Origin of the sequence: Profundibacter sp., assembly GCF_965277155.1 — a bacterium.
GTDB lineage: Bacteria > Pseudomonadota > Alphaproteobacteria > Rhodobacterales > Rhodobacteraceae > Profundibacter.
Genome location: NZ_CBDIBV010000005.1, coordinates 95805 through 113147, shown reverse-complemented (window position 1 = coordinate 113147; position 17343 = coordinate 95805). Strand labels below are relative to the sequence as shown.

General features: G+C 57.7%; 17 protein-coding genes and 1 pseudogene. 9 read left to right on the top strand and 9 right to left on the bottom strand.

Annotated features, from left to right (window positions below; all coding sequences use genetic code 11):
- The first annotated feature begins 25 nt into the window (after positions 1–25).
- From ACQY4M_RS04590 to ACQY4M_RS04565, 6 genes are all read left to right on the top strand, one after another.
- Entirely contained in the window at positions 26–1282 is a 1257-nt protein-coding gene (locus tag ACQY4M_RS04590) for a DUF2927 domain-containing protein (RefSeq protein WP_428541401.1), read from the top strand.
- Positions 1283–1304: 22 nt separating this feature from the next.
- Entirely contained in the window at positions 1305–1472 is a 168-nt protein-coding gene (locus ACQY4M_RS04585; protein WP_428541398.1) for a hypothetical protein, read from the top strand.
- A gap of 6 nt (positions 1473–1478) precedes the next feature.
- Complete coding sequence (locus ACQY4M_RS04580) at positions 1479–2660, top strand: vWA domain-containing protein (protein ID WP_428541395.1); 1182 nt, start codon at positions 1479–1481, stop codon at positions 2658–2660.
- A gap of 25 nt (positions 2661–2685) precedes the next feature.
- On the top strand, positions 2686–3030 hold the full coding sequence (locus tag ACQY4M_RS04575) for a hypothetical protein (protein ID WP_428541392.1): 345 nt from the start codon (positions 2686–2688) through the stop codon (positions 3028–3030).
- Positions 3027–3614: a DedA family protein gene (locus tag ACQY4M_RS04570; protein WP_428541389.1), complete on the top strand. Its 588-nt coding sequence runs from the start codon at positions 3027–3029 to the stop codon at positions 3612–3614. The genes ACQY4M_RS04575 and ACQY4M_RS04570 overlap by 4 nt, the downstream gene beginning before the upstream one ends.
- Before the next feature lie 82 nt (positions 3615–3696).
- A complete protein-coding gene (locus tag ACQY4M_RS04565) occupies positions 3697–4386 on the top strand; it encodes a M48 family metallopeptidase (RefSeq protein WP_428541386.1) in 690 nt (229 codons plus the stop codon).
- A gap of 2 nt (positions 4387–4388) precedes the next feature.
- Here ACQY4M_RS04565 and ACQY4M_RS04560 read toward each other — a convergent pair whose 3' ends face one another.
- From ACQY4M_RS04560 to ACQY4M_RS04540, 5 genes and pseudogenes are all read right to left on the bottom strand, one after another.
- On the bottom strand, positions 4389–4973 hold the full coding sequence (locus tag ACQY4M_RS04560; protein ID WP_428541383.1) for a rhodanese-like domain-containing protein: 585 nt from the start codon (positions 4971–4973) through the stop codon (positions 4389–4391).
- A 217-nt stretch (positions 4974–5190) separates the two neighbouring features.
- Positions 5191–5733 (bottom strand): RSP_2648 family PIN domain-containing protein, encoded by a 543-nt coding sequence (locus ACQY4M_RS04555; protein ID WP_428541380.1) that lies wholly within the window; start codon positions 5731–5733, stop codon positions 5191–5193.
- Positions 5733–6961: pseudogene (locus ACQY4M_RS04550) on the bottom strand (RSP_2647 family RNA methyltransferase). Before ACQY4M_RS04550 ends, ACQY4M_RS04555 begins: the two are co-directional and overlap by 1 nt.
- A 43-nt stretch (positions 6962–7004) precedes the next feature.
- The gene (locus tag ACQY4M_RS04545; protein ID WP_428541377.1) at positions 7005–7274 is read right to left on the bottom strand and encodes a hypothetical protein; all 270 of its coding nucleotides are present in this window, start codon (positions 7272–7274) and stop codon (positions 7005–7007) included.
- A gap of 23 nt (positions 7275–7297) precedes the next feature.
- The gene (locus ACQY4M_RS04540; protein WP_428541374.1) at positions 7298–10087 is read right to left on the bottom strand and encodes a glutamine-synthetase adenylyltransferase; all 2790 of its coding nucleotides are present in this window, start codon (positions 10085–10087) and stop codon (positions 7298–7300) included.
- Between the two features lie 96 nt (positions 10088–10183).
- Between ACQY4M_RS04540 and ACQY4M_RS04535 the strand changes: the two genes are divergently transcribed.
- The 3 genes from ACQY4M_RS04535 to ACQY4M_RS04525 all read left to right on the top strand — a co-directional run bounded on the left by ACQY4M_RS04535 (position 10184) and on the right by ACQY4M_RS04525 (position 12123).
- Positions 10184–10654, top strand: coding sequence for a YbaK/EbsC family protein (locus tag ACQY4M_RS04535; protein WP_428541371.1), 471 nt, complete (start codon positions 10184–10186; stop codon positions 10652–10654).
- A 118-nt stretch (positions 10655–10772) separates the two neighbouring features.
- Positions 10773–11168: a DUF2852 domain-containing protein gene (locus ACQY4M_RS04530; RefSeq protein WP_428541368.1), complete on the top strand. Its 396-nt coding sequence runs from the start codon at positions 10773–10775 to the stop codon at positions 11166–11168.
- A gap of 121 nt (positions 11169–11289) precedes the next feature.
- On the top strand, positions 11290–12123 hold the full coding sequence (locus ACQY4M_RS04525; RefSeq protein ID WP_428541365.1) for an arginyltransferase: 834 nt from the start codon (positions 11290–11292) through the stop codon (positions 12121–12123).
- A 51-nt stretch (positions 12124–12174) separates the two neighbouring features.
- Here the strand turns inward: ACQY4M_RS04525 and ACQY4M_RS04520 are convergent, their stop codons facing one another.
- From ACQY4M_RS04520 to ACQY4M_RS04505, 4 genes are all read right to left on the bottom strand, one after another.
- Positions 12175–14529, bottom strand: coding sequence for a TRAP transporter large permease (locus ACQY4M_RS04520; RefSeq protein WP_428541362.1), 2355 nt, complete (start codon positions 14527–14529; stop codon positions 12175–12177).
- 18 nt (positions 14530–14547) lie between these two features.
- Positions 14548–15537, bottom strand: a complete 990-nt coding sequence (locus tag ACQY4M_RS04515; RefSeq protein ID WP_428541359.1) for a TRAP transporter small permease subunit — start codon at positions 15535–15537, stop codon at positions 14548–14550.
- 115 nt (positions 15538–15652) lie between these two features.
- Positions 15653–16735, bottom strand: coding sequence for a TRAP transporter substrate-binding protein (locus tag ACQY4M_RS04510; protein WP_428541356.1), 1083 nt, complete (start codon positions 16733–16735; stop codon positions 15653–15655).
- A gap of 439 nt (positions 16736–17174) precedes the next feature.
- Complete coding sequence (locus ACQY4M_RS04505) at positions 17175–17303, bottom strand: hypothetical protein (RefSeq protein WP_428541353.1); 129 nt, start codon at positions 17301–17303, stop codon at positions 17175–17177.
- Between the last annotated feature and the right edge of the window lie 40 nt (positions 17304–17343).

Below are 17343 nucleotides of genomic sequence, written 5' to 3'. Positions count from 1 at the left end.
ACGGACCCACAGCTATACCGGGCCTATGCCGCCGATGAAGCAATTCGGGCCAGCCCATGTCGGCCCGCCAACCCGAAGCAATCGCGAAATCGCACAGGATTTTCTGGACCTGTCATTTCAAATGGAAAGCGGCGAAATCCTGCCCTTTATGACCCGTTTTGACGGGCCGATCACCGTGCGCACCAATGGCACCCCACCGTCTACCCTTTCATACGACCTAAATGCCCTGCTATCACGCCTGCGTAACGAGGCCGGTATCGACATCCGGCGGGCTACAGCTGCAAAATCGGCTAATATCTCGATCAATATGGTTCCCAGCGGGCAATTCAAACGCCTTCGCCCCACCGCCGCCTGTTTTGTTGTGCCCGGTGTTTCCAACTGGAATGACTACCGCAGGTACCGGCATGACAGTATCACCAACTGGAAGACCCTGCGCAAACGCACGCAAATGGCCATATTCATCCCCGACAACGTCAGCCCTCAGGAAATGCGCGACTGCCTGCACGAGGAGCTGGCCCAGGCCCTTGGCCCCCTGAACGACCTGTTTCGCCTGCCCGACAGTATATTCAATGATGATAATTACCATTCCATCCTGACCGGTTTCGATATGCTGGTGCTACGCGCCTATTACGCACCCGATCTGCACAACGGCACAACCCGACAACAGGCCGCCGCCGCCCTGCCCCGTATACTGGCCAGCATGAACCCTGCTGGCCAATTCGCCTCGGGTCGCGCGCCGGTCAGTGTAACGCCCAAAAGCTGGGAAAGCGCCATACGTCAGACCATCAATCCCGCCAAAAGCCATTCTGCCCGCCGAGCCGCCGCCATGCGGGCCGTCACAATCGCCCGCAACCACGGCTGGGCAGATGTGCGCACCGAATTCAGCCTGCACAAACTGGGCCGCCTGACCCTTGCCCAGGATGCCGGCCTTGCCCGCAGTGCCTTTCACGAGGCGCTTTCAATCTTCCGTGGCCGACCGGAAATGTGCCTTCAGGCCGCACAGATCACCATGCAACTGGCGGCCATTTCCCTAAGTGACGGTGGTGCCCAGATCGCAATCAATCAGGCCAACAGCAGCCTGCCCGCCCTGTTGCAGGCACAGGATGCTGTCACCCTGTCAATGGTGCTGATGATCAAGGCCGAGGCACTGGATTTGCTGAACCACACCGCCGAAGCCCGCGAAGTGCGGCTCGACAGTCTGGGGTGGGCGCGCTATGCCTTTGGCAGCAAAAAGGCCGCGCTTGACCGGCTTGCGGGCATCGCTGCCCTGACGCCAAAGTAAACCGCAACCAGACGAGGACACCATGCTGCTTATATATTTCGCTGCCCTGTTCGGTGCCGGCCTTGGTGCCTATCACGCCATGCGCAAAGGTGGCAACGTCAAGGACATCGCGCAATATGTAGCGGTTTATATGCTGATTTTCGGTCTGATCGCCCTGTTCTACACCATCTTTACCGCGCGGGGCGCATAGCCACCCATGTTCCTGCGTTTCTTTGAAAACCTGCGCGGCGCCGATGTGCCGGTCAGCATGCGCGAATTTCTGGCCTTTCTTGAAGGCATGAAACGCGGCCTTGTCACCTATGACGTCGAAGGGTTCTACTACCTTGCCCGCACCGCCATGGTCAAAGACGAACGCCATCTGGACAAGTTCGATCGCGCTTTTGCCGCCAGTTTCGAGGGGCTGGAGCATATCAGCTTTGACGATGTGCTGAACGCGGTCGATATTCCCGCCGACTGGCTGGAGAAAATGGCGGAAAAACACCTGAGCGCGGAAGAAATGGCCGAGATCCAAGCCCTTGGCGGCTTTGACAAGCTGATGGAAACCCTGAAAGAGCGCCTGAAAGAGCAGGAAAAACGCCATCAGGGTGGCAGCAAATGGATCGGCACCGCCGGCACCTCGCCCTTTGGCGCCTATGGCTACAACCCCGAAGGCGTGCGCATCGGGCAGGACCGCTCACGCCACCAGCGGGCCGTCAAAGTCTGGGACCGGCGTGATTTCAGGAACCTTGACGACAGCGTGGAACTGGGCACCCGCAATATCAAGGTCGCCCTGAAACGCCTGCGCAACTGGGCGCGGGACGGCGCGCATGAAGAACTGGATCTGGATGGCACCATCCGCGCCACCGCCGAACATGGCTATCTTGACGTGAAAACCCGCCCCGAACGGCGCAATGCGGTGAAAATCCTGCTGTTTCTGGATGTCGGCGGATCAATGGACCCGCATATCAAAATCGTCGAGGAGTTGTTTTCCGCCGCCCGCGCCGAATTCAAGCATATGGAATACTATTACTTCCACAACTGCCTGTATGAAGGCGTGTGGAAAGACAACGCCCGGCGCTGGAACCACCAGATTCCGACGTGGGAAGTGCTGCGCACCTACGGGCCGGATTATAAATGCATCTTTGTCGGCGATGCCTCGATGTCGCCCTATGAAATTGCCTATCGCGGCGGGGCGAATGAACACTGGAACGAAGAAACCGGCGAAACATGGCTACGCCGCGCCCGCGAGCAATGGCCCGACAACCTGTGGATCAACCCGCTGCCGCAGGAGCATTGGCAATATACCCATTCTATCGCGATGATCCGCGAGATTTTCGAGGACCGGATGGTGCCGATGACGCTTGAAGGCATCACTCGCGGCATGAAGGCATTGACCTGACCTGCAAACCGGCCAAGGATACCCCATGACAAGCGGTCTGAAAAATCTGTGGCAAAACCACAAACTGCTGTTGCTGGCCTTTGTTCTGGCGGCGGCGGCAACCCTTATGTTTGCCGTCCGGCTGGTGGTTGTCACGATCTATTTCAGCAATCCCGCCCACCAAAACCAGCCGCTCGAGGGCTGGATGACGCCGCGCTATCTGGCCTATTCCTATGATTTGACGGCGGATGAACTGGAACAGGTTCTGGGTATTGACCCATCCAGCGTTTCCCGCATCCACCTTAAAAACCTGTTGAAAGATCAGGGGATTACCCTTCAGGAACTACAATCCCGACTGGACAGGATCAAAGCCCGCAAGGCCGCCGAATGACCGATCTGCTGCTGTCTCTTGTCGCCGACTATGGCGCAATCATGCTGTTTGTCACCACCTTCCTTAGCTGCCTTGCCATCCCCATGCCCTCGTCCCTGATGATGCTGGCCGGTGGCGGCTTTGTCGCCAGTGGTGACCTTGGCCTGACCAGTGCCGTTTCCGCCGCCTATCTGGGGGCTGTCACGGGGGATCAGACCGGGTTCCAGATTGGCCGCAAAGCCGGCGCATGGCTGGCCCGCGCCCCCAAACGCAAGGCTCTGCTGGACAAGGCCAACACCCTGACCATGCGCTATGGCGGCCTCGGCGTGTTCCTGTCACGATGGCTGTTTTCGCCGCTTGGCCCCTATGTCAACTTTGGCGGCGGGGCAACAGGATATAACTGGGCCGGTTTCACCTTGTGGGGCGCTTTGGGTGAAGCCGTCTGGGTCACGCTCTACGTCAGCCTTGGCTACCTGTTTGCCGACCGCATAACCGAGGTCGCCGACATCCTCGGAAACGCCAGCGGTTTCCTTGCCGCATTGGTGGTCACCATCGGCCTTGGCTTTTGGCTGCACCACGCCATGAAACACCCCCGCAAACCCTGATCCCCCATTCTTCTTGCCCCAAATACCTGCGTCGCAGGCATCCGCCCTTGCCACGGCAACCCGCCATCGCCATATAATCCCTATGCTCCGCCTGACCCCGATCCTGATTGCCATCCTATACGCACTCGTCATGTACCGCTTTTCGGTCTGGCGCACTTCGCGCGAGCTGGATGCGAAATCCACCGAACTGGCCGATCTCAATCTGAAAAAGCTGACCGACAAAATGGCGCATGCGCTGGATCTGCACCGCATCCGCGTCAACATCTATGAAATCGACCCCGTGAACGGGCTGGCAGCGCCGGACGGGCGCATTTTCATTACCCGCGGATTCTATGACAAATACCGCGCAGGCGAGGTCACAGGGCCGGAAATGGCCAGCGTGATTGCACATGAACTGGGCCACGTCGCCCTTGGCCATTCCCGCCGCCGGATGATTGATTTTTCCGGCCAGAACGCCTTGCGTACCGCAATGATTATGGTGTTCACCCGTTTCATTCCCGGCCTTGGCGTCTACATCGCCAACTTTCTGACCACCCTGCTGGCCGCCCGCCTGTCACGGTCAGACGAATACGAGGCCGACGCCTATGCATCGGCCCTGCTGACCAAATCGGGGATCGGCACCGAGGCGCAGAAAAATCTGTTTCGCAAACTGGACGCGCTGACCAAATCCAATGGGGGCAGCGCGCCCGCCTGGCTGCTGAGCCATCCGAAAACCACCGAACGGATCAAGGCAATCGAAGCGATGGAAAATCGCTGGAATCCCGCAAAATAGGCTTAGCGATCTTCCGGATAAACCTGCGTTTCCGACAGTTTATAGCTCCATTCCAGACCGGCATTTTTCCAGCCATTCACCACCCGCTGTCCGCGCTGTGGTCCTTCTGCCGCCTTGTCACCTTCAAACCCGTCCACCAGTGAATAAACGTTTGTGTAACCCAGTTTTGCCAGCACATTCGCGGCCCGCGCGCTGCGGCTGCCGGACCGGCAGATCAGGATAATCTTGCGATCTCGGGATATGCCGTTTTCCTGTGCATATTCATCAAATACGTTGGCAAAATCGGGGTTTGGAACCATGGAATATGTGCCCTTCTCCGGATTGAATTCGGCAAACCCCGGCATGATTTTATAGGGGATGTTCACATTGGCCCGCTTCGGGATGCCAACAAAGGCCACTTCGACGCGGCTGCGCACATCGACCAGCACCACATTGGGGTCCTGCAACATATCAGCGGCCTCGACTGCTGTGACATAGAGGCCTAGGTCGGTTTGTTTTTTGGTTGGAATTTCCCCAGCATGCGCCAGAAACGGAAGGGTAGACAATGCCACAACAGCGGCAAACAGGGTTTGTTTTGAAATAAACATTTCACTCTCCAGTAAAAAATGTGTTTTCCCGCGCAAAAATTCAGGCGCAGAGTCAGGTGTAATATTGCCTCCGACAGGCAGTGTTTATTTTCCGGTTTTGGTCTTGGTCGTATTCGGCGAAAATTGCCGAGTCTTCGTCATTGAATGGCGAAAGGTTAACAGATTATCCCGCTTTTTGGATAGTAAGATATTCCTTACCTATTCAAAATCAGCAGATTTATGCCACCAGCGCCTTGCCCAAGCGCGGCAGGCGCGCCTTTTTCATCAGCTTGCGCATATCCCAATCCTGCCCCGATAAACGCTCGGCTGTCTGGCGGACATTTTCGGCCACGCCCCCCACAACATCAGGATTTTCAATGAACATTTCCCACAGCAACCCGTCCGGATCGCGACGGATCACCCCGTGGCCGGTCAGGCTTCGGGTGGGGAAATCTTTCAGGTTCATCGTTAGCAAAACATCCGCCTTGCCCGTGATTGCCGCCGCCAGAACATGGGTGTCATTCGCGTCAGGCAGGTGCAACCCGGCTTCCAGTTCTGCCGAATAGTTGATTTCGGCATTTGGCCAACCGGCGCGCAACAAGGCAATCTCGCCCCGCGCCACATCTTCCTGTCCATCGCCAATACGCGCCGCCGCGCGTGCCCATTCTTCCAGTATCCGCGCCGACCACAGCGGCGTGAACAACCCGCGCCGCGCCACTCCCAGCAACACTTCGCGCATCACGGTTGGGTAGAGCACACAGGCGTCAATCAGGATCCGCATCAGTCCAGCCGGAAAAACAGCGCCTTCAGATAGCCGCTTTGCGCCAGTTGCGGCAGCAACGGATGATCCGCCCCCGCCCCGCCGGAATAAATCTGCATCCCGCGCCGCCCGCCACGGCCAATGCCGCGCGCCGAGGAATTGCGAAACGCATTCAAATCCGCCGCGTGTGAACAGGAACACAGGCCCAGATAACCGCCCTCGGCCACCAGAGGCGCCGCAAGCCGCGCCACCCGTTCATAGGCGCGCAAACCCGCATGCAGGGCCGGTTTGGCCGGCGCAAAGGCGGGGGGATCACAGATCACCACGTCAAACAATGCACCTTCCTTGGCCAGATCCTCCATCACCGCAAAGGCATCGCCCTTGCGCGTGTCAAACCGCGCCGCCTGCCCCATGGCCTCGGCCCCGGCCGTGGCCAGTTCCAGCGCAGGGGCCGAGCTGTCAACCGCCAGCGCATGGGCCGCGCCGCCAGCCAAAGCCGCCAAGGAAAAGCCGCCAAGGAAAAGCCGCCAACATGGGAAAACACATCCAGCACGCGGGCGTCTTTGCACAGGCGTTGCGCAAAAGCATGGTTCGGGCGTTGATCGTAAAACAGGCCGGTTTTTTGTCCGCCCAGCAGGTCCGCCATATAGGTCGCACCATTCATCGGCACCGCAATCGGCCCGTCCAGCGCGCCGCGCAGCAGCAGGGTTTCCTCGTTCAGCCCCTCCAGCGCGCGCGAACGGCCTGTGGCATTTTTCACGATAGTGGTAACGCCGGTGACATCGGCCACGGCCTCGGCCAGCATGTCCAGATGCACCTCGGCCCAGGCCGCATTGGGCTGGATCACTGCGGCATCGCCGAAACGGTCGATCACCACACCGGGCAACCCGTCGGATTCCGCATGGATCAAACGATAGAACGGCGCATCATACAGACGGGCACGATGGGTCAGCGCCCGTTCAACCCGCGCCTTGAACCAGTCCACATTGACCACGGCATCGGGGTTGCGATCCAGCATCCGGCAGGCAATTTTAGACGCCATATTCACCGCCACCAGCCCTAGCGGGCGGCGATCATGGTCTTCCAACCGCGCCAGCGTGCCGGCCTTTAGCGCCTTGGTGCGCCGGTCGGTGACGATTTCATCAATGAACACCCAGGGAAAGCCGTGGCGGATGGCACGGGCTTCGGCTTTGGGTTTCAGGCGGACAACGGCGAGAGAGGGGGCGGGTGTGGGGGCTGTTTGTGTCATGGCCCCCTGTTATAAAACATTTCAACGCGGCGATAGGGCTATTTTAACGCTCCAGCCGCGCCTTGCGACCGCCGCGCCGTTTGTTCGGGGCGGCCTCGGCCAGACCTTCGCGCAAGACCTGCGTCATCGGGTGGTCGGGAAATTCATCGCTGTACTGCGCCAACAGCTTTGCAATCTGCAACTTCAGATCGTCCCCCGCCACAGCCCCCAGCGCCCAATCCAGAAAGATCGAGCGACATTCGGGGGCGTTGATCCCCTCAATCCGATAGCTTTCGCGGATCAAACCGCGCGAGTCCAGTTCAGTCATCGTCATTCGCGTTTCCTGTTGCGCCCTGATTAATCCTGCATCTTCACAGGCAACAATCCATCCACGACCATATGGGACGCCGCAACGACAGTATCAAGCGCGTTGCCCGCCGCCTGCACGCTGTCCGCCCCCAGTTCGCGCAAAACAAAGGCCCGCGCGCCTTCGCCCAAGGCCCCCATATTCAGCGCCTGTTCGCTCAGCAATTTGGACGTGCCGCGCAACCGCCACAGCATGTCATAGGCCCGTTGCAATATCTGCCGCTGCTCGCCGGTCAGCCAGCCGATGCGCTCACCTGCCTCCAGTTGCCCCGCAATATCGCGGGCAGTATCGCCCGCCAACAGGGCCGCCGTTTCCGCCACCAACTCGATGTCCTGCATCCGGCCTGCGCCCAGCTTGGCCTCCCATTCATCACGGGCGGGTTTTGCCTCGGCCAGACGGGCGCGCATGTCGGCCACATCGGGCAAGACGCGGGGCAGTTTGCCTTTGTCGGCCAGAAGGGTCGCGCGAAACGCCTCGATCTCGTCCCCCAGCGCCCCGTTCCCTGCCACAGATCGCGCGCGGGTCAGGGCCAGATGTTCCCATGTCCAGGCCTCGTCCTGCTGATAGGCCATGAAGGATTGCAGCGATGTCGCCACCGGCCCCTGCCGTCCTGACGGGCGCAAACGCATGTCGACCTCGTAAAGCCGCCCCTCGGCCATTGGCGCGGACAGTGCGGTCACCAAAGCCTGTGTCAGCCGCGCATAATAGGGCCGCGCCTGTAGCGGGCGGCGCCCGTCCGAGGCCTCGACCCCGTCCGCATCATAGATCACGATCAGGTCAAGGTCGGATGTTGCGTTCAACTGCCCCGCCCCAAGCGACCCCATTCCCAGCACCATCGCCCCCCGGCCCGGCGGCGCACCGTGCTTTTGGGCAAAATGGTCCACCACGGGGTGCCACAGCGCCGCCACGCTGGCCCCTGCCAGATCGGCATATTGCTGCCCTGCCTCCTGCGCATCAATCAGCCCGCGCAGGTGATGCACACCGATGCGAAAATGCCATTCCTTCTTCCAGCGGCGCGCCGTGTCCAGTTTGCTTTCGTAATCCTCTACCGCGGCCAGTTTCGCCGCCAACTCCTGTTCCAGCACCGCCGCACCGGGCCAGGGTTCAAAGAACGACCCGCCCAACACCGCATCCAGCACCTGCGAATTGCGCGACAGGTGGCGGGCCAGCGCGGGGGTGGTGGTGCAGATGTCTATGATCAGGTCGATCAGTTGCGGGTTGGCCTGAAACAGGGAAAACAGTTGCACACCGGCAGGCAGACCGGCCAGAAACCCGTCAAACTGCGCCAAGGCCTCGGCCGGATTGGCGGCCTTTTGCAGCCGCGCCAGCAGATCGGGGCGCAGGCGTTCAAAAATTTCCACCGCACGGGCGCTGCGCAATGCAGGATAACTGCCCCAGCGGGCCATGATCTCTTGGGCACCCTCGGACAGATCGGGATTAGGGTCAGCGCGCATGACGGTGGGGGCAAAGAAGCCCTCGGTCAACTCATGCACCTCGGTCAGATCGGACATCAGGCGGCTGCGCAGTTTTTCGGTGTCGCTGATCCCCATGAATTGCGCCAGCCGGTCGAATTCGTCCGGCGCTTTGGGCAGGTCGTGGGTTTGCGCGTCATTTACCATTTGCAGGCGGTGTTCCACCTCGCGGTGGCTGCGGTAGCGTTTGATCAGCAATTCGGCCACATCCGGTTCAACCCAGCCCTTGGCCGCCAGCGCCCGCAAGGCTGGCACGGTTTCGCGGCCGCGCAGATCAGGATCACGCCCACCGGCGATGATCTGGCGGGTCTGGGTAAAGAATTCGATCTCGCGGATACCGCCGCGCCCCAGCTTCATGTTGTGGCCCTCCAGCGTGATCGGCCCGCCCAGTCCCTTGTGCTCGCGGATACGCAGGCGCATGTCGTGGGCGTCCTGAATGGCGGCGAAATCCAGATGTTTGCGCCAGATGAACGGTGACAGGTTTTTCAGATACGTCTGCCCTGCCTGCAGATCGCCAGCGCAGGGGCGCGCCTTGATGTGGGCGGCGCGTTCCCACGTGCGCCCAAGGCTTTCGTAATAGCGCATCGCGGCGTCCATCGACAGGCAAACGGGGGTGACGGAAGGGTCCGGGCGCAGGCGCAGATCGGTACGAAAAACATAGCCTTCGCCGGTGATGTCGGACAAAAGCGCACTCATTTTACGGGTCACGCGGATGAAGGCGGCGCGGGCATCATGGTAGTCATCGTCCGAATAGCGGGTTTCGTCAAACAGGCAGATCAGGTCGATGTCCGAGGAATAGTTCAACTCCCTCGCCCCCATCTTGCCCATCGCAAGCACCACCATGCCGCCCGCCCTGGCCACGTCATCCGGCCCCATGCCGGGCAGCTTGCCGCGTTTGATCTCCGCCGCCACCAGCGCCTTTAGCGACACATCCACCGCCAGATCGGCAAATTCTGTCAGGGTGCCGGTGACCTGCTCCAACGGCCAAATCCCGCCCAAATCGGCCAGCGCCGTTAGCGCCGCAATCCGCGCTTTGGCTTGGCGCAACAGAGGTTTCAACTGGTCCAGCGGGGCCTGTTTCAGGGCCTCATACTGTGCCTGCAAAGCCGTGGCCGGATCATCAAACGCACCCGACAGCCATTCGGCCTGCTGCGCCATTACCGCCGACAGATAGGGGCTGCACCCCGCCGCCCCTTCGATCAGGTTTTGCAACGGTTTCGGGGCATCGGCAAAAACGGCCGCCACCTCGGCGCCGCGTTCGGGATTATGGGGAATCGGGGTGCGGGTTATACGGGATGCGAAATTCATGCGGCAAGGATGGGGTGCGCGGCACGGGGGGTCAACAGGGGTTGCAGGATTTGTTCCGGCAGGGAATAGTTATGGTCAGCAATATGGGAAACGCAGATGAGCAAAAGCCTGAAACGTGTGATCCGCGCGCTGGAAGCGGCAGGGGTAAACACAACCCCCGTTGAAATGAGCAATGGCGCCCGCACCGCACAGGATGCTGCGGATGCAGTGGGCTGTGCGCTGGACCAGATCGCCAAATCCATCATCTTTCGCGGGGAAAACACGAATGAAGCGGTGTTGTTCATTACCGCTGGTAGCAATCAGGTGTGCTCTGATGCGGCCAGCAAGGTCGCAGGCGAGCCTTTGGGCAAGGCCGATGCGGGTCTGATCCGCAGCCAGACCGGTTTTGCCATCGGCGGGGTATCCCCAGTCGGGCATCTGTCGCCAATCCGCGCATTTTTCGATCCGAAACTGCTGGACTTCGATACCGTCTGGGCCGCCGCCGGCACCCCGCGCCATGTCTTTTCGATAAATCCGGCCGAATTACAGCTGATTTCCGGCGCGCAACCTATTGATTTTACTTCTTAATCAAAAATAATGTAAAATCTATTTACATTTACCCTTGCAAGGCGCACCGTAAATGCCAATCTTGGTAATGTGAAAGACATTCACATCAAACCCGAAACCCAAACAAACGGAGACCCAAATGAGCACTGTCGCAACATGGCCATCGCAGGCCGAAACATGGCTGGATGAGCGCGGCAAACCCGCATGGATTATCGCTATGGTCCTTGGATTTATCTTCTTCTGGCCTGTTGGCCTCGCCCTTCTGTTTTATATGATCTGGAGCAAACGCATGTTCAAAGGTTCTTGCCGTCATTCCCGCCGCCGCATGGAACGCCACCACGCCTATCAATCATCGGGCAACACGGCGTTTGATGCCTACAAGGCCGATACCCTGCGCCGCCTGGAAGAGGAACAGGTCAATTTCGAAGCCTTCCTTGAGCGGCTACGTGACGCCAAAGACAAGTCGGAATTTGACGACTTTATGAGCGAGCGCGCCCGCAAGGCCAAAGAAGCAGACGAGCCTGTCGACTCCTAAAATACTGGTAATGCGGCCCCTCTCGGGGTCGCCTTAACCGCTTTTTGCAAAAGGGGATGGCGCAACGCCCCGCCGTTGTTATCTTGAATTTGAATAAAAACTTCGGACCCGTATTAACCAGATGCGCCACAGCCTTCCCATAGCCCCGCAGTTTTATGTGACTGCCCCCCAGCCCTGCCCCTATCTGGACGGGCGGATGGAGCGTAAATTGTTCACAGCCCTGCAAGGGGAGTTTGCCACAAAACTGAATGATGCCCTGTCCAAACAGGGATTCCGGCGGTCGCAAAATGTGCTGTACCGCCCATCCTGCGCCGATTGTTCTGCCTGTTTCTCCGCCCGCATCAAGGTGGCCGATTTCGCCCCCAGCCGCAGCCAGCGCCGTGTACTGAAAAAGAACGCCGAGTTGCAGCGCAACGCCATGTCCCCCTGGGCGACCGAAGATCAATACAATCTGTTTCGCCGTTATCTGGAACATCGCCATGCCGATGGCGGCATGGCAGATATGGACATTTTCGAATTCGCCGCAATGATCGAGGAAACCCCGATCAAAAGCCGGGTGATCGAATATACCGCCCCCTCGGATGACGGCACCCGCGATCTGGCCGCTGTCTGTCTAACCGATGTGTTCGATGACGGGGTCAGCATGGTTTATTCGTTTTTCGAGCCCGAGTTGACCAAGAACAGCCTTGGAACCTATCTGATCCTTGATCATATCGATATCGCCCGCAGTGCCGGCCTGCCCTATGTCTATCTGGGCTACTGGGTGCCCGGCAGCCCCAAGATGGCTTACAAAGCAGGGTTCAAGGCGCTAGAGATTTACCGCAACGGAGATTGGGAACCGCTGGAGGATCCGGACAGTTTCGATGCCGATACGCACCCGCTGTCAATTGATCCGATAGCCGAGCAGGTGGCGAAAATTACGTTGCCGGATATATTGCCAACCCAGAAAGACTAACGAAAAAGCCCGCTTCTCAGCGGGCTTTTCATTCTATGGTTTCTCCAGAGCCTAGTTCGCGAACAGGTTTGGCAGGATGGTAACCACGCTGGGGAAGCTCCACAACAACGCCAGCCCGACCACCTGGATCAACACGAACGGAATGATCCCGCGGTAGATATGGCCAGTTGTCACGCTGGGCGGTGCCACCCCGCGCAAATAGAACAGCGCAAAGCCGAACGGCGGGGTCAGGAACGATGTTTGCAGGTTCACCGCGATCATGATCGTTACCCATTTCGGATCGAACGTGCCGCCGTAAATCACCGGCCCGACAATCGGGATTACGATGTAGATGATTTCAAGGAAATCCAGCACAAAGCCAAGGAAGAACAATACGACCATCACGATCAGGAACACTTTCATTTCGCTGTCGAAACTTTTCAGGAAGTCCTGAATATATTCCTCTCCGCCAAATGAAATCACCACAAGGTTCAGCAATTGCGAGCCGATCAGAATGGTGAACACCATACTGGTCACCTTGGCTGTTTCGCGCACAATCGGCGTTAGCACCGCACCGCGATACAGCACAACACAGCCATAAAGGATTCCGAACATTGCAAACAGATAGGCGCCTTTGGCAACAATAAAGGCCAGAATATCCTCGAACGGCACCGTGCCGCGGTTCATTCTCAAATCAAAGTTAACCCCGACAAGGATCATCACGATAATCGCGAATGTCGCCATTATGATAATCTTTCCAGTGCCGCCTTCATCTTTTAATTTGCGATAGGCCGCCAGCAGAATGGCCCCACCCGCCCCAAGCGCGGCCGCCGGTGTCGGATTGGTAATCCCGCCCAGGATCGAGCCAAGCACAGCAATGATCAATACAAGCGGCGGGAACACCACCGCCAGCAGTTCGTTTTTACCCAACCGGATTGCCGCATGATAAACGCCATAGAACGTCAGTAACGCGGGGATAAGCAGGTAAAGCGTGGTCATCCCGGGTGTGCTTAGCGGCGTGATCAGCGCAATATCTGCAATAAACGCCAGCGCAACACCGGCCAGCCCGATCAGGATCGGGCGCGGATCGGCGGATGGTGCGATGCCACGGGCAAACACAAGGATCAGCGCCATGAAGGTAAAGAAGATGGCAATGCCCGACCCGATCGGCGCAGCCGCTGCAACCTTGGCATCCGTGGCCGCAACCAGTTCTTCCTCGGTCAGTTTGTGGCTTGCCTGTGCCCCGCCAGCCGCGTCAATCGCTGCTTGCTGGGCCACGGCCGCATCCCATTTTTCCTGCCCGTGCAATTCAATGATCGCCGCTTTACATTGATCGGAAACATTTGTGCGCAAGGAAGTGGATTCAGTTGCGTCGGAATAGCTGTCGACCAAAATCGCTTGTGATCCGACCACGCCAAAGCTGCCCATTAAGAACATACCACCAATCAACACCGCGGGTGCCAGCAGAAACCATGTCAGCGCACCTTTACGGCCAATCTTTTCGCCTGTGGTTTCCATTGCAGGCACCGGCGGGGCCTTGTGTGGTTTTACCAGAGCATAGCCAAAGGCATAGAGACCATAGAGGAATGCCAGCATGATCCCCGGCAGAATTGCTGCCTGAAACAATGTGCCGACCGAAACCACCGCCGCTTCGCCCAGATAGGTCAGGGCATCGGAACAACCCACAAGTTGCGCGCGCTGTTCCTGTGCCGCGGAATAAAGGTCACCCGCCAATGTGCCCAATAGCACAATCACGATCGAGGGCGGAATGATCTGCCCCAATGTACCCGAGGCCGCAATCACCCCTGTCGCCAGTTCCGGCGAATAGTTATGCCGTAACATGGTGGGCAATGATAGCAGACCCATCGTTACCACGGTCGCACCAACAATCCCTGTTGAAGCCGCCAGAAACGCGCCCACAACCACAACCGAAACGGCCAGACCACCGGGCAACGGGCCAAAGACACGGGCCATTGTCGTCAGCAGGTCATTTGCGATTTTCGAGCGTTCCAGCGTGATCCCCATCAGCACGAACATCAGCACCGCCAGCAGCGTTTCAATCGACGCGCCCGCAAGAACCCGTTCGTTCATCCGGTTCACAATGAAACTGAGGATGGTGTTCATCGCGTGTTCCCAGCCACGTTCGAACACAGGCTGCGCGATGCGCGGCAGATCAGGGTTTCTGAACACCGATATTTTGTCGGCATGTATCCCCGATGATATCAGCGCATTATAGGCATCGCTGGACGTATCGATCGCCTGATGAACCAGATAACCGGCGCTATCCAGCCCGGCGATGATCGAAAAGGAAATAACAGCCGAGCCACCAATGGCAAACGCCACCGGAAAACCGGAAAGGATTCCGCCAAACAGAGACAGAAAGATGATGATCAGGCCAATCTCGACGCCATCAAGTCCGAATAACATAGTCTCTACCCCAGTATATTAATGTGTGCCTTCATAGGCTTCTTCGCCTTCGCCAAGGCTGTCTTTGTCCAGATATTTGCCTTCGGATTCAGGCCCTTCCTTACGCTCCAGATACGAGCGGTAGAAGAAAGCGATCGCCTGCAAAAATACCATTGCCGAATAGGAAATCAGCAGGATTTTGAACAGGAAATAACCGTTGAACCCGTTTGGCGAAAAGCCGATGGTCTCGACGCTCCAGCGTACGGCACGGGATTTCAGCATCAACCGATCTAGTGTGTCCGAGGCCGAAACCGGCGGATTGATCAGGTTGCGCCACATGAAATACCAGCCGTACATCCAGACCAGTACTGATGTCGGCATCATAAAAAACAGCGAGCCGAACATATCAATTGCGCGTTTTGTGCGGTATTTGACCTTGGAATAAACCAGATCAACACGCACATGCCCGCCTTGCACAAAGGTATAAGTGGCACAAAGCGCTACGATCAGTGCGTTTTCAAATTTCAGGCTCTCGGCCCACCAACTGACGTCTTTGGTCAGCGGCGCGCCAAAGGCCAATGTGATATCGGCAGCGGTGAAAATCCGCTGCATAAAGACGATGACGATCTGTTGCAGCACCATCAGCAAACCGGCCCAAGCCATAAAGCGTCCGACGGTGTTTGCAAACCCTTCCAGTGCGCGCACCACGCCCCACATGAAATTGTTCCGCCAGAAGCCATAGGCTGTCATCATCAAAAAGGCGGTGAAGATCACAAAGAATAATTCTTGCGAACCGCCGTAATAGATGAACCGCATCAGTGCCTGTTTGTCTTCTGCCCCGTCAAACCCGTTGACCCAGCTAAGCCACAGGGAGGGATGCGTGATCGCATAGCCGAAATTGTAAAAGGACTCGAATATATTGCCAAAGAACCACTGAAATGGTCCCGTGGTTTCGAATTTGTCCAGACAGGATATGGTATCTTCGGCGGATGCGCTGAAAAAGCCCGAGCAGGCGATATCATCGTTCATAAGAATTGGTCCCCAGAAATCCGACACAGGCCACCGGACACGGCAACCAAAGGATTACCCGCCCCTTTGCGCTTTCACACAAAGGGGCAGGCAGTTTTTTAAGTAAAGTAAGGAGTTAGCTCATTACCCGGTCGCGCTGGCGACGGTAGGCACCAGCCGAAACGGTCAACCAGCCGGACGAGGCCCGCATGGATGCGTTGTAATCGTCGAATACTTCCTTGAACAGATCGTCGCCCAGGAACTCTTCGTAGACCTTTTTGGAGCCTTCACCGAAGGCATCCCAAACACTATCCGGGAATTCCAGAACCTTAACGCCACCGGCTTTCAGACGCTCAAGCGCCGAACCGTTGTTCATCAGGAACTGGCTAAGGGACCAGGAGTTTGTATAACCAGCAGCGGCTTCGATCATCTTCTGGTGTGCAGGGCTAAGGCTGTTGAACACCTCAAGGTTTGTCGCCAGCGACAAACCGGCGCCCGGCTCGTGGAAACCAGCTGTGTAGAAGAATTTGGTGATTTCCTGGAAACCGGCTTTTTCATCAGCCCACGGACCGATCCATTCGGTGCCGTCAAGAGCACCCGAGGCCAGTGCCTGATACACTTCGGAACCCGGCAGGTTCTGAACCGACGCACCCAGATAACCCAGTGCTTTGCCGCCCAGACCAGGCATGCGGAATTTCAAACCGTTGAAATCTTCGGGGCCATTGATTTCCTTACGGAACCAACCACCGGCCTGTGTGCCCGTGTTACCGGCCAGGAACGATTTCAGACCAAAGATTTCACCCAGTTGGTCATGGTATTTGCGACCGTTGCCGAAGTAATACCAGTTGTTCATCTCGGTTGCGGTCATCCCCATCGGGATCGCGGTAAAGAATGCAAAGGCCGGATGCTGACTGATGAAATAGTAATCGGCAGCGTGATACATGTCGGCCTGACCGGATGTAACGGCGTCGAAAACCTCGAACGCGCCAACCAGTTCGCCAGCGGCTTTGATTTCGATTTCAAGGCTGCCATCGGACATTGCGTTGATGGTGTCGGCTGTGTGCTGTGCAGCATCAAACACACCGGCAAGGCCACGGCCCCATGCGGTGACCATAGTCAGTTTACGTTTGCCTTGGGCATAAGCCGGTGCAGCCAGTGTTGCGGCTGCGGCAGCTGTACCACCAAGGGCAGAAGTTCTCAAAAATGAGCGACGATCCATAAAGTTACTCCTCCCATAGAGTTTGTCGGATATTACCCGCCATAAATGCGGGCTGATCGTTTCAGGTGGCGAAAGCCTAACGGCTGGGGCGGCAGTATGGAATACCAACTATTGCGTAGACGGGGGATTTCTGCGGGTTTTTAAGGTGTAAATCGCCTCGATTACCCTTTGCCGCAATGAATTGACGCCCTCGTCGTGATTCTTCATTCTGTGATTCGGGGTTCCCCAAGGGCAAGAATCAGCAAAAGGCGGCACATGCGGGCGGATGGAAAACAGGGTCAGGCTTAGTTACGGGCAAAAGGTATTTTTGCTGGCGACCTTGCCGTTGCTGCTGGCGGCGGGGGCGATTGCCCTGCTGGTGACAGCCCAGTCCCGCCAGACCGCGCAGCAGGAAATCCAGGTGTTACAAGATGAATTGATCACCGCCAAACGGGCCGAATTAAAGAATTATCTTTCTCTGGCCCGCACCGCCTTTATCAACAGGGAACCTCTGTAAATTCCCGTTTTCGCCTTCTTCGCGGCGGGGTGGACGGTTTTTCGCCTGTCCCGCCTGATTGCTTCGGATCATAAACCCATTTTCACCGGTTTCAAGCCGGTTTTGGGTATTT

Excerpts from the sequence above, each read along its gene's own strand:
- ACQY4M_RS04590 (WP_428541401.1), top strand. The coding sequence starts at position 26 with ATGCCGCCGATGAAGCAATTCGGGCCAGCCCATGTCGGCCCGCCAACC.
- ACQY4M_RS04585 (WP_428541398.1), top strand. The coding sequence starts at position 1,305 with ATGCTGCTTATATATTTCGCTGCCCTGTTCGGTGCCGGCCTTGGTGCC.
- ACQY4M_RS04580 (WP_428541395.1), top strand. The coding sequence starts at position 1,479 with ATGTTCCTGCGTTTCTTTGAAAACCTGCGCGGCGCCGATGTGCCGGTC.
- ACQY4M_RS04575 (WP_428541392.1), top strand. The coding sequence starts at position 2,686 with ATGACAAGCGGTCTGAAAAATCTGTGGCAAAACCACAAACTGCTGTTG.
- ACQY4M_RS04570 (WP_428541389.1), top strand. The coding sequence starts at position 3,027 with ATGACCGATCTGCTGCTGTCTCTTGTCGCCGACTATGGCGCAATCATG.
- ACQY4M_RS04565 (WP_428541386.1), top strand. The coding sequence starts at position 3,697 with ATGCTCCGCCTGACCCCGATCCTGATTGCCATCCTATACGCACTCGTC.
- ACQY4M_RS04560 (WP_428541383.1), bottom strand. The coding sequence starts at position 4,973 with ATGTTTATTTCAAAACAAACCCTGTTTGCCGCTGTTGTGGCATTGTCT.
- ACQY4M_RS04555 (WP_428541380.1), bottom strand. The coding sequence starts at position 5,733 with ATGCGGATCCTGATTGACGCCTGTGTGCTCTACCCAACCGTGATGCGC.
- ACQY4M_RS04545 (WP_428541377.1), bottom strand. The coding sequence starts at position 7,274 with ATGACGATGACTGAACTGGACTCGCGCGGTTTGATCCGCGAAAGCTAT.
- ACQY4M_RS04540 (WP_428541374.1), bottom strand. The coding sequence starts at position 10,087 with ATGAATTTCGCATCCCGTATAACCCGCACCCCGATTCCCCATAATCCC.
- ACQY4M_RS04535 (WP_428541371.1), top strand. The coding sequence starts at position 10,184 with ATGAGCAAAAGCCTGAAACGTGTGATCCGCGCGCTGGAAGCGGCAGGG.
- ACQY4M_RS04530 (WP_428541368.1), top strand. The coding sequence starts at position 10,773 with ATGAGCACTGTCGCAACATGGCCATCGCAGGCCGAAACATGGCTGGAT.
- ACQY4M_RS04525 (WP_428541365.1), top strand. The coding sequence starts at position 11,290 with ATGCGCCACAGCCTTCCCATAGCCCCGCAGTTTTATGTGACTGCCCCC.
- ACQY4M_RS04520 (WP_428541362.1), bottom strand. The coding sequence starts at position 14,529 with ATGTTATTCGGACTTGATGGCGTCGAGATTGGCCTGATCATCATCTTT.
- ACQY4M_RS04515 (WP_428541359.1), bottom strand. The coding sequence starts at position 15,537 with ATGAACGATGATATCGCCTGCTCGGGCTTTTTCAGCGCATCCGCCGAA.
- ACQY4M_RS04510 (WP_428541356.1), bottom strand. The coding sequence starts at position 16,735 with ATGGATCGTCGCTCATTTTTGAGAACTTCTGCCCTTGGTGGTACAGCT.
- ACQY4M_RS04505 (WP_428541353.1), bottom strand. The coding sequence starts at position 17,303 with ATGATCCGAAGCAATCAGGCGGGACAGGCGAAAAACCGTCCACCCCGC.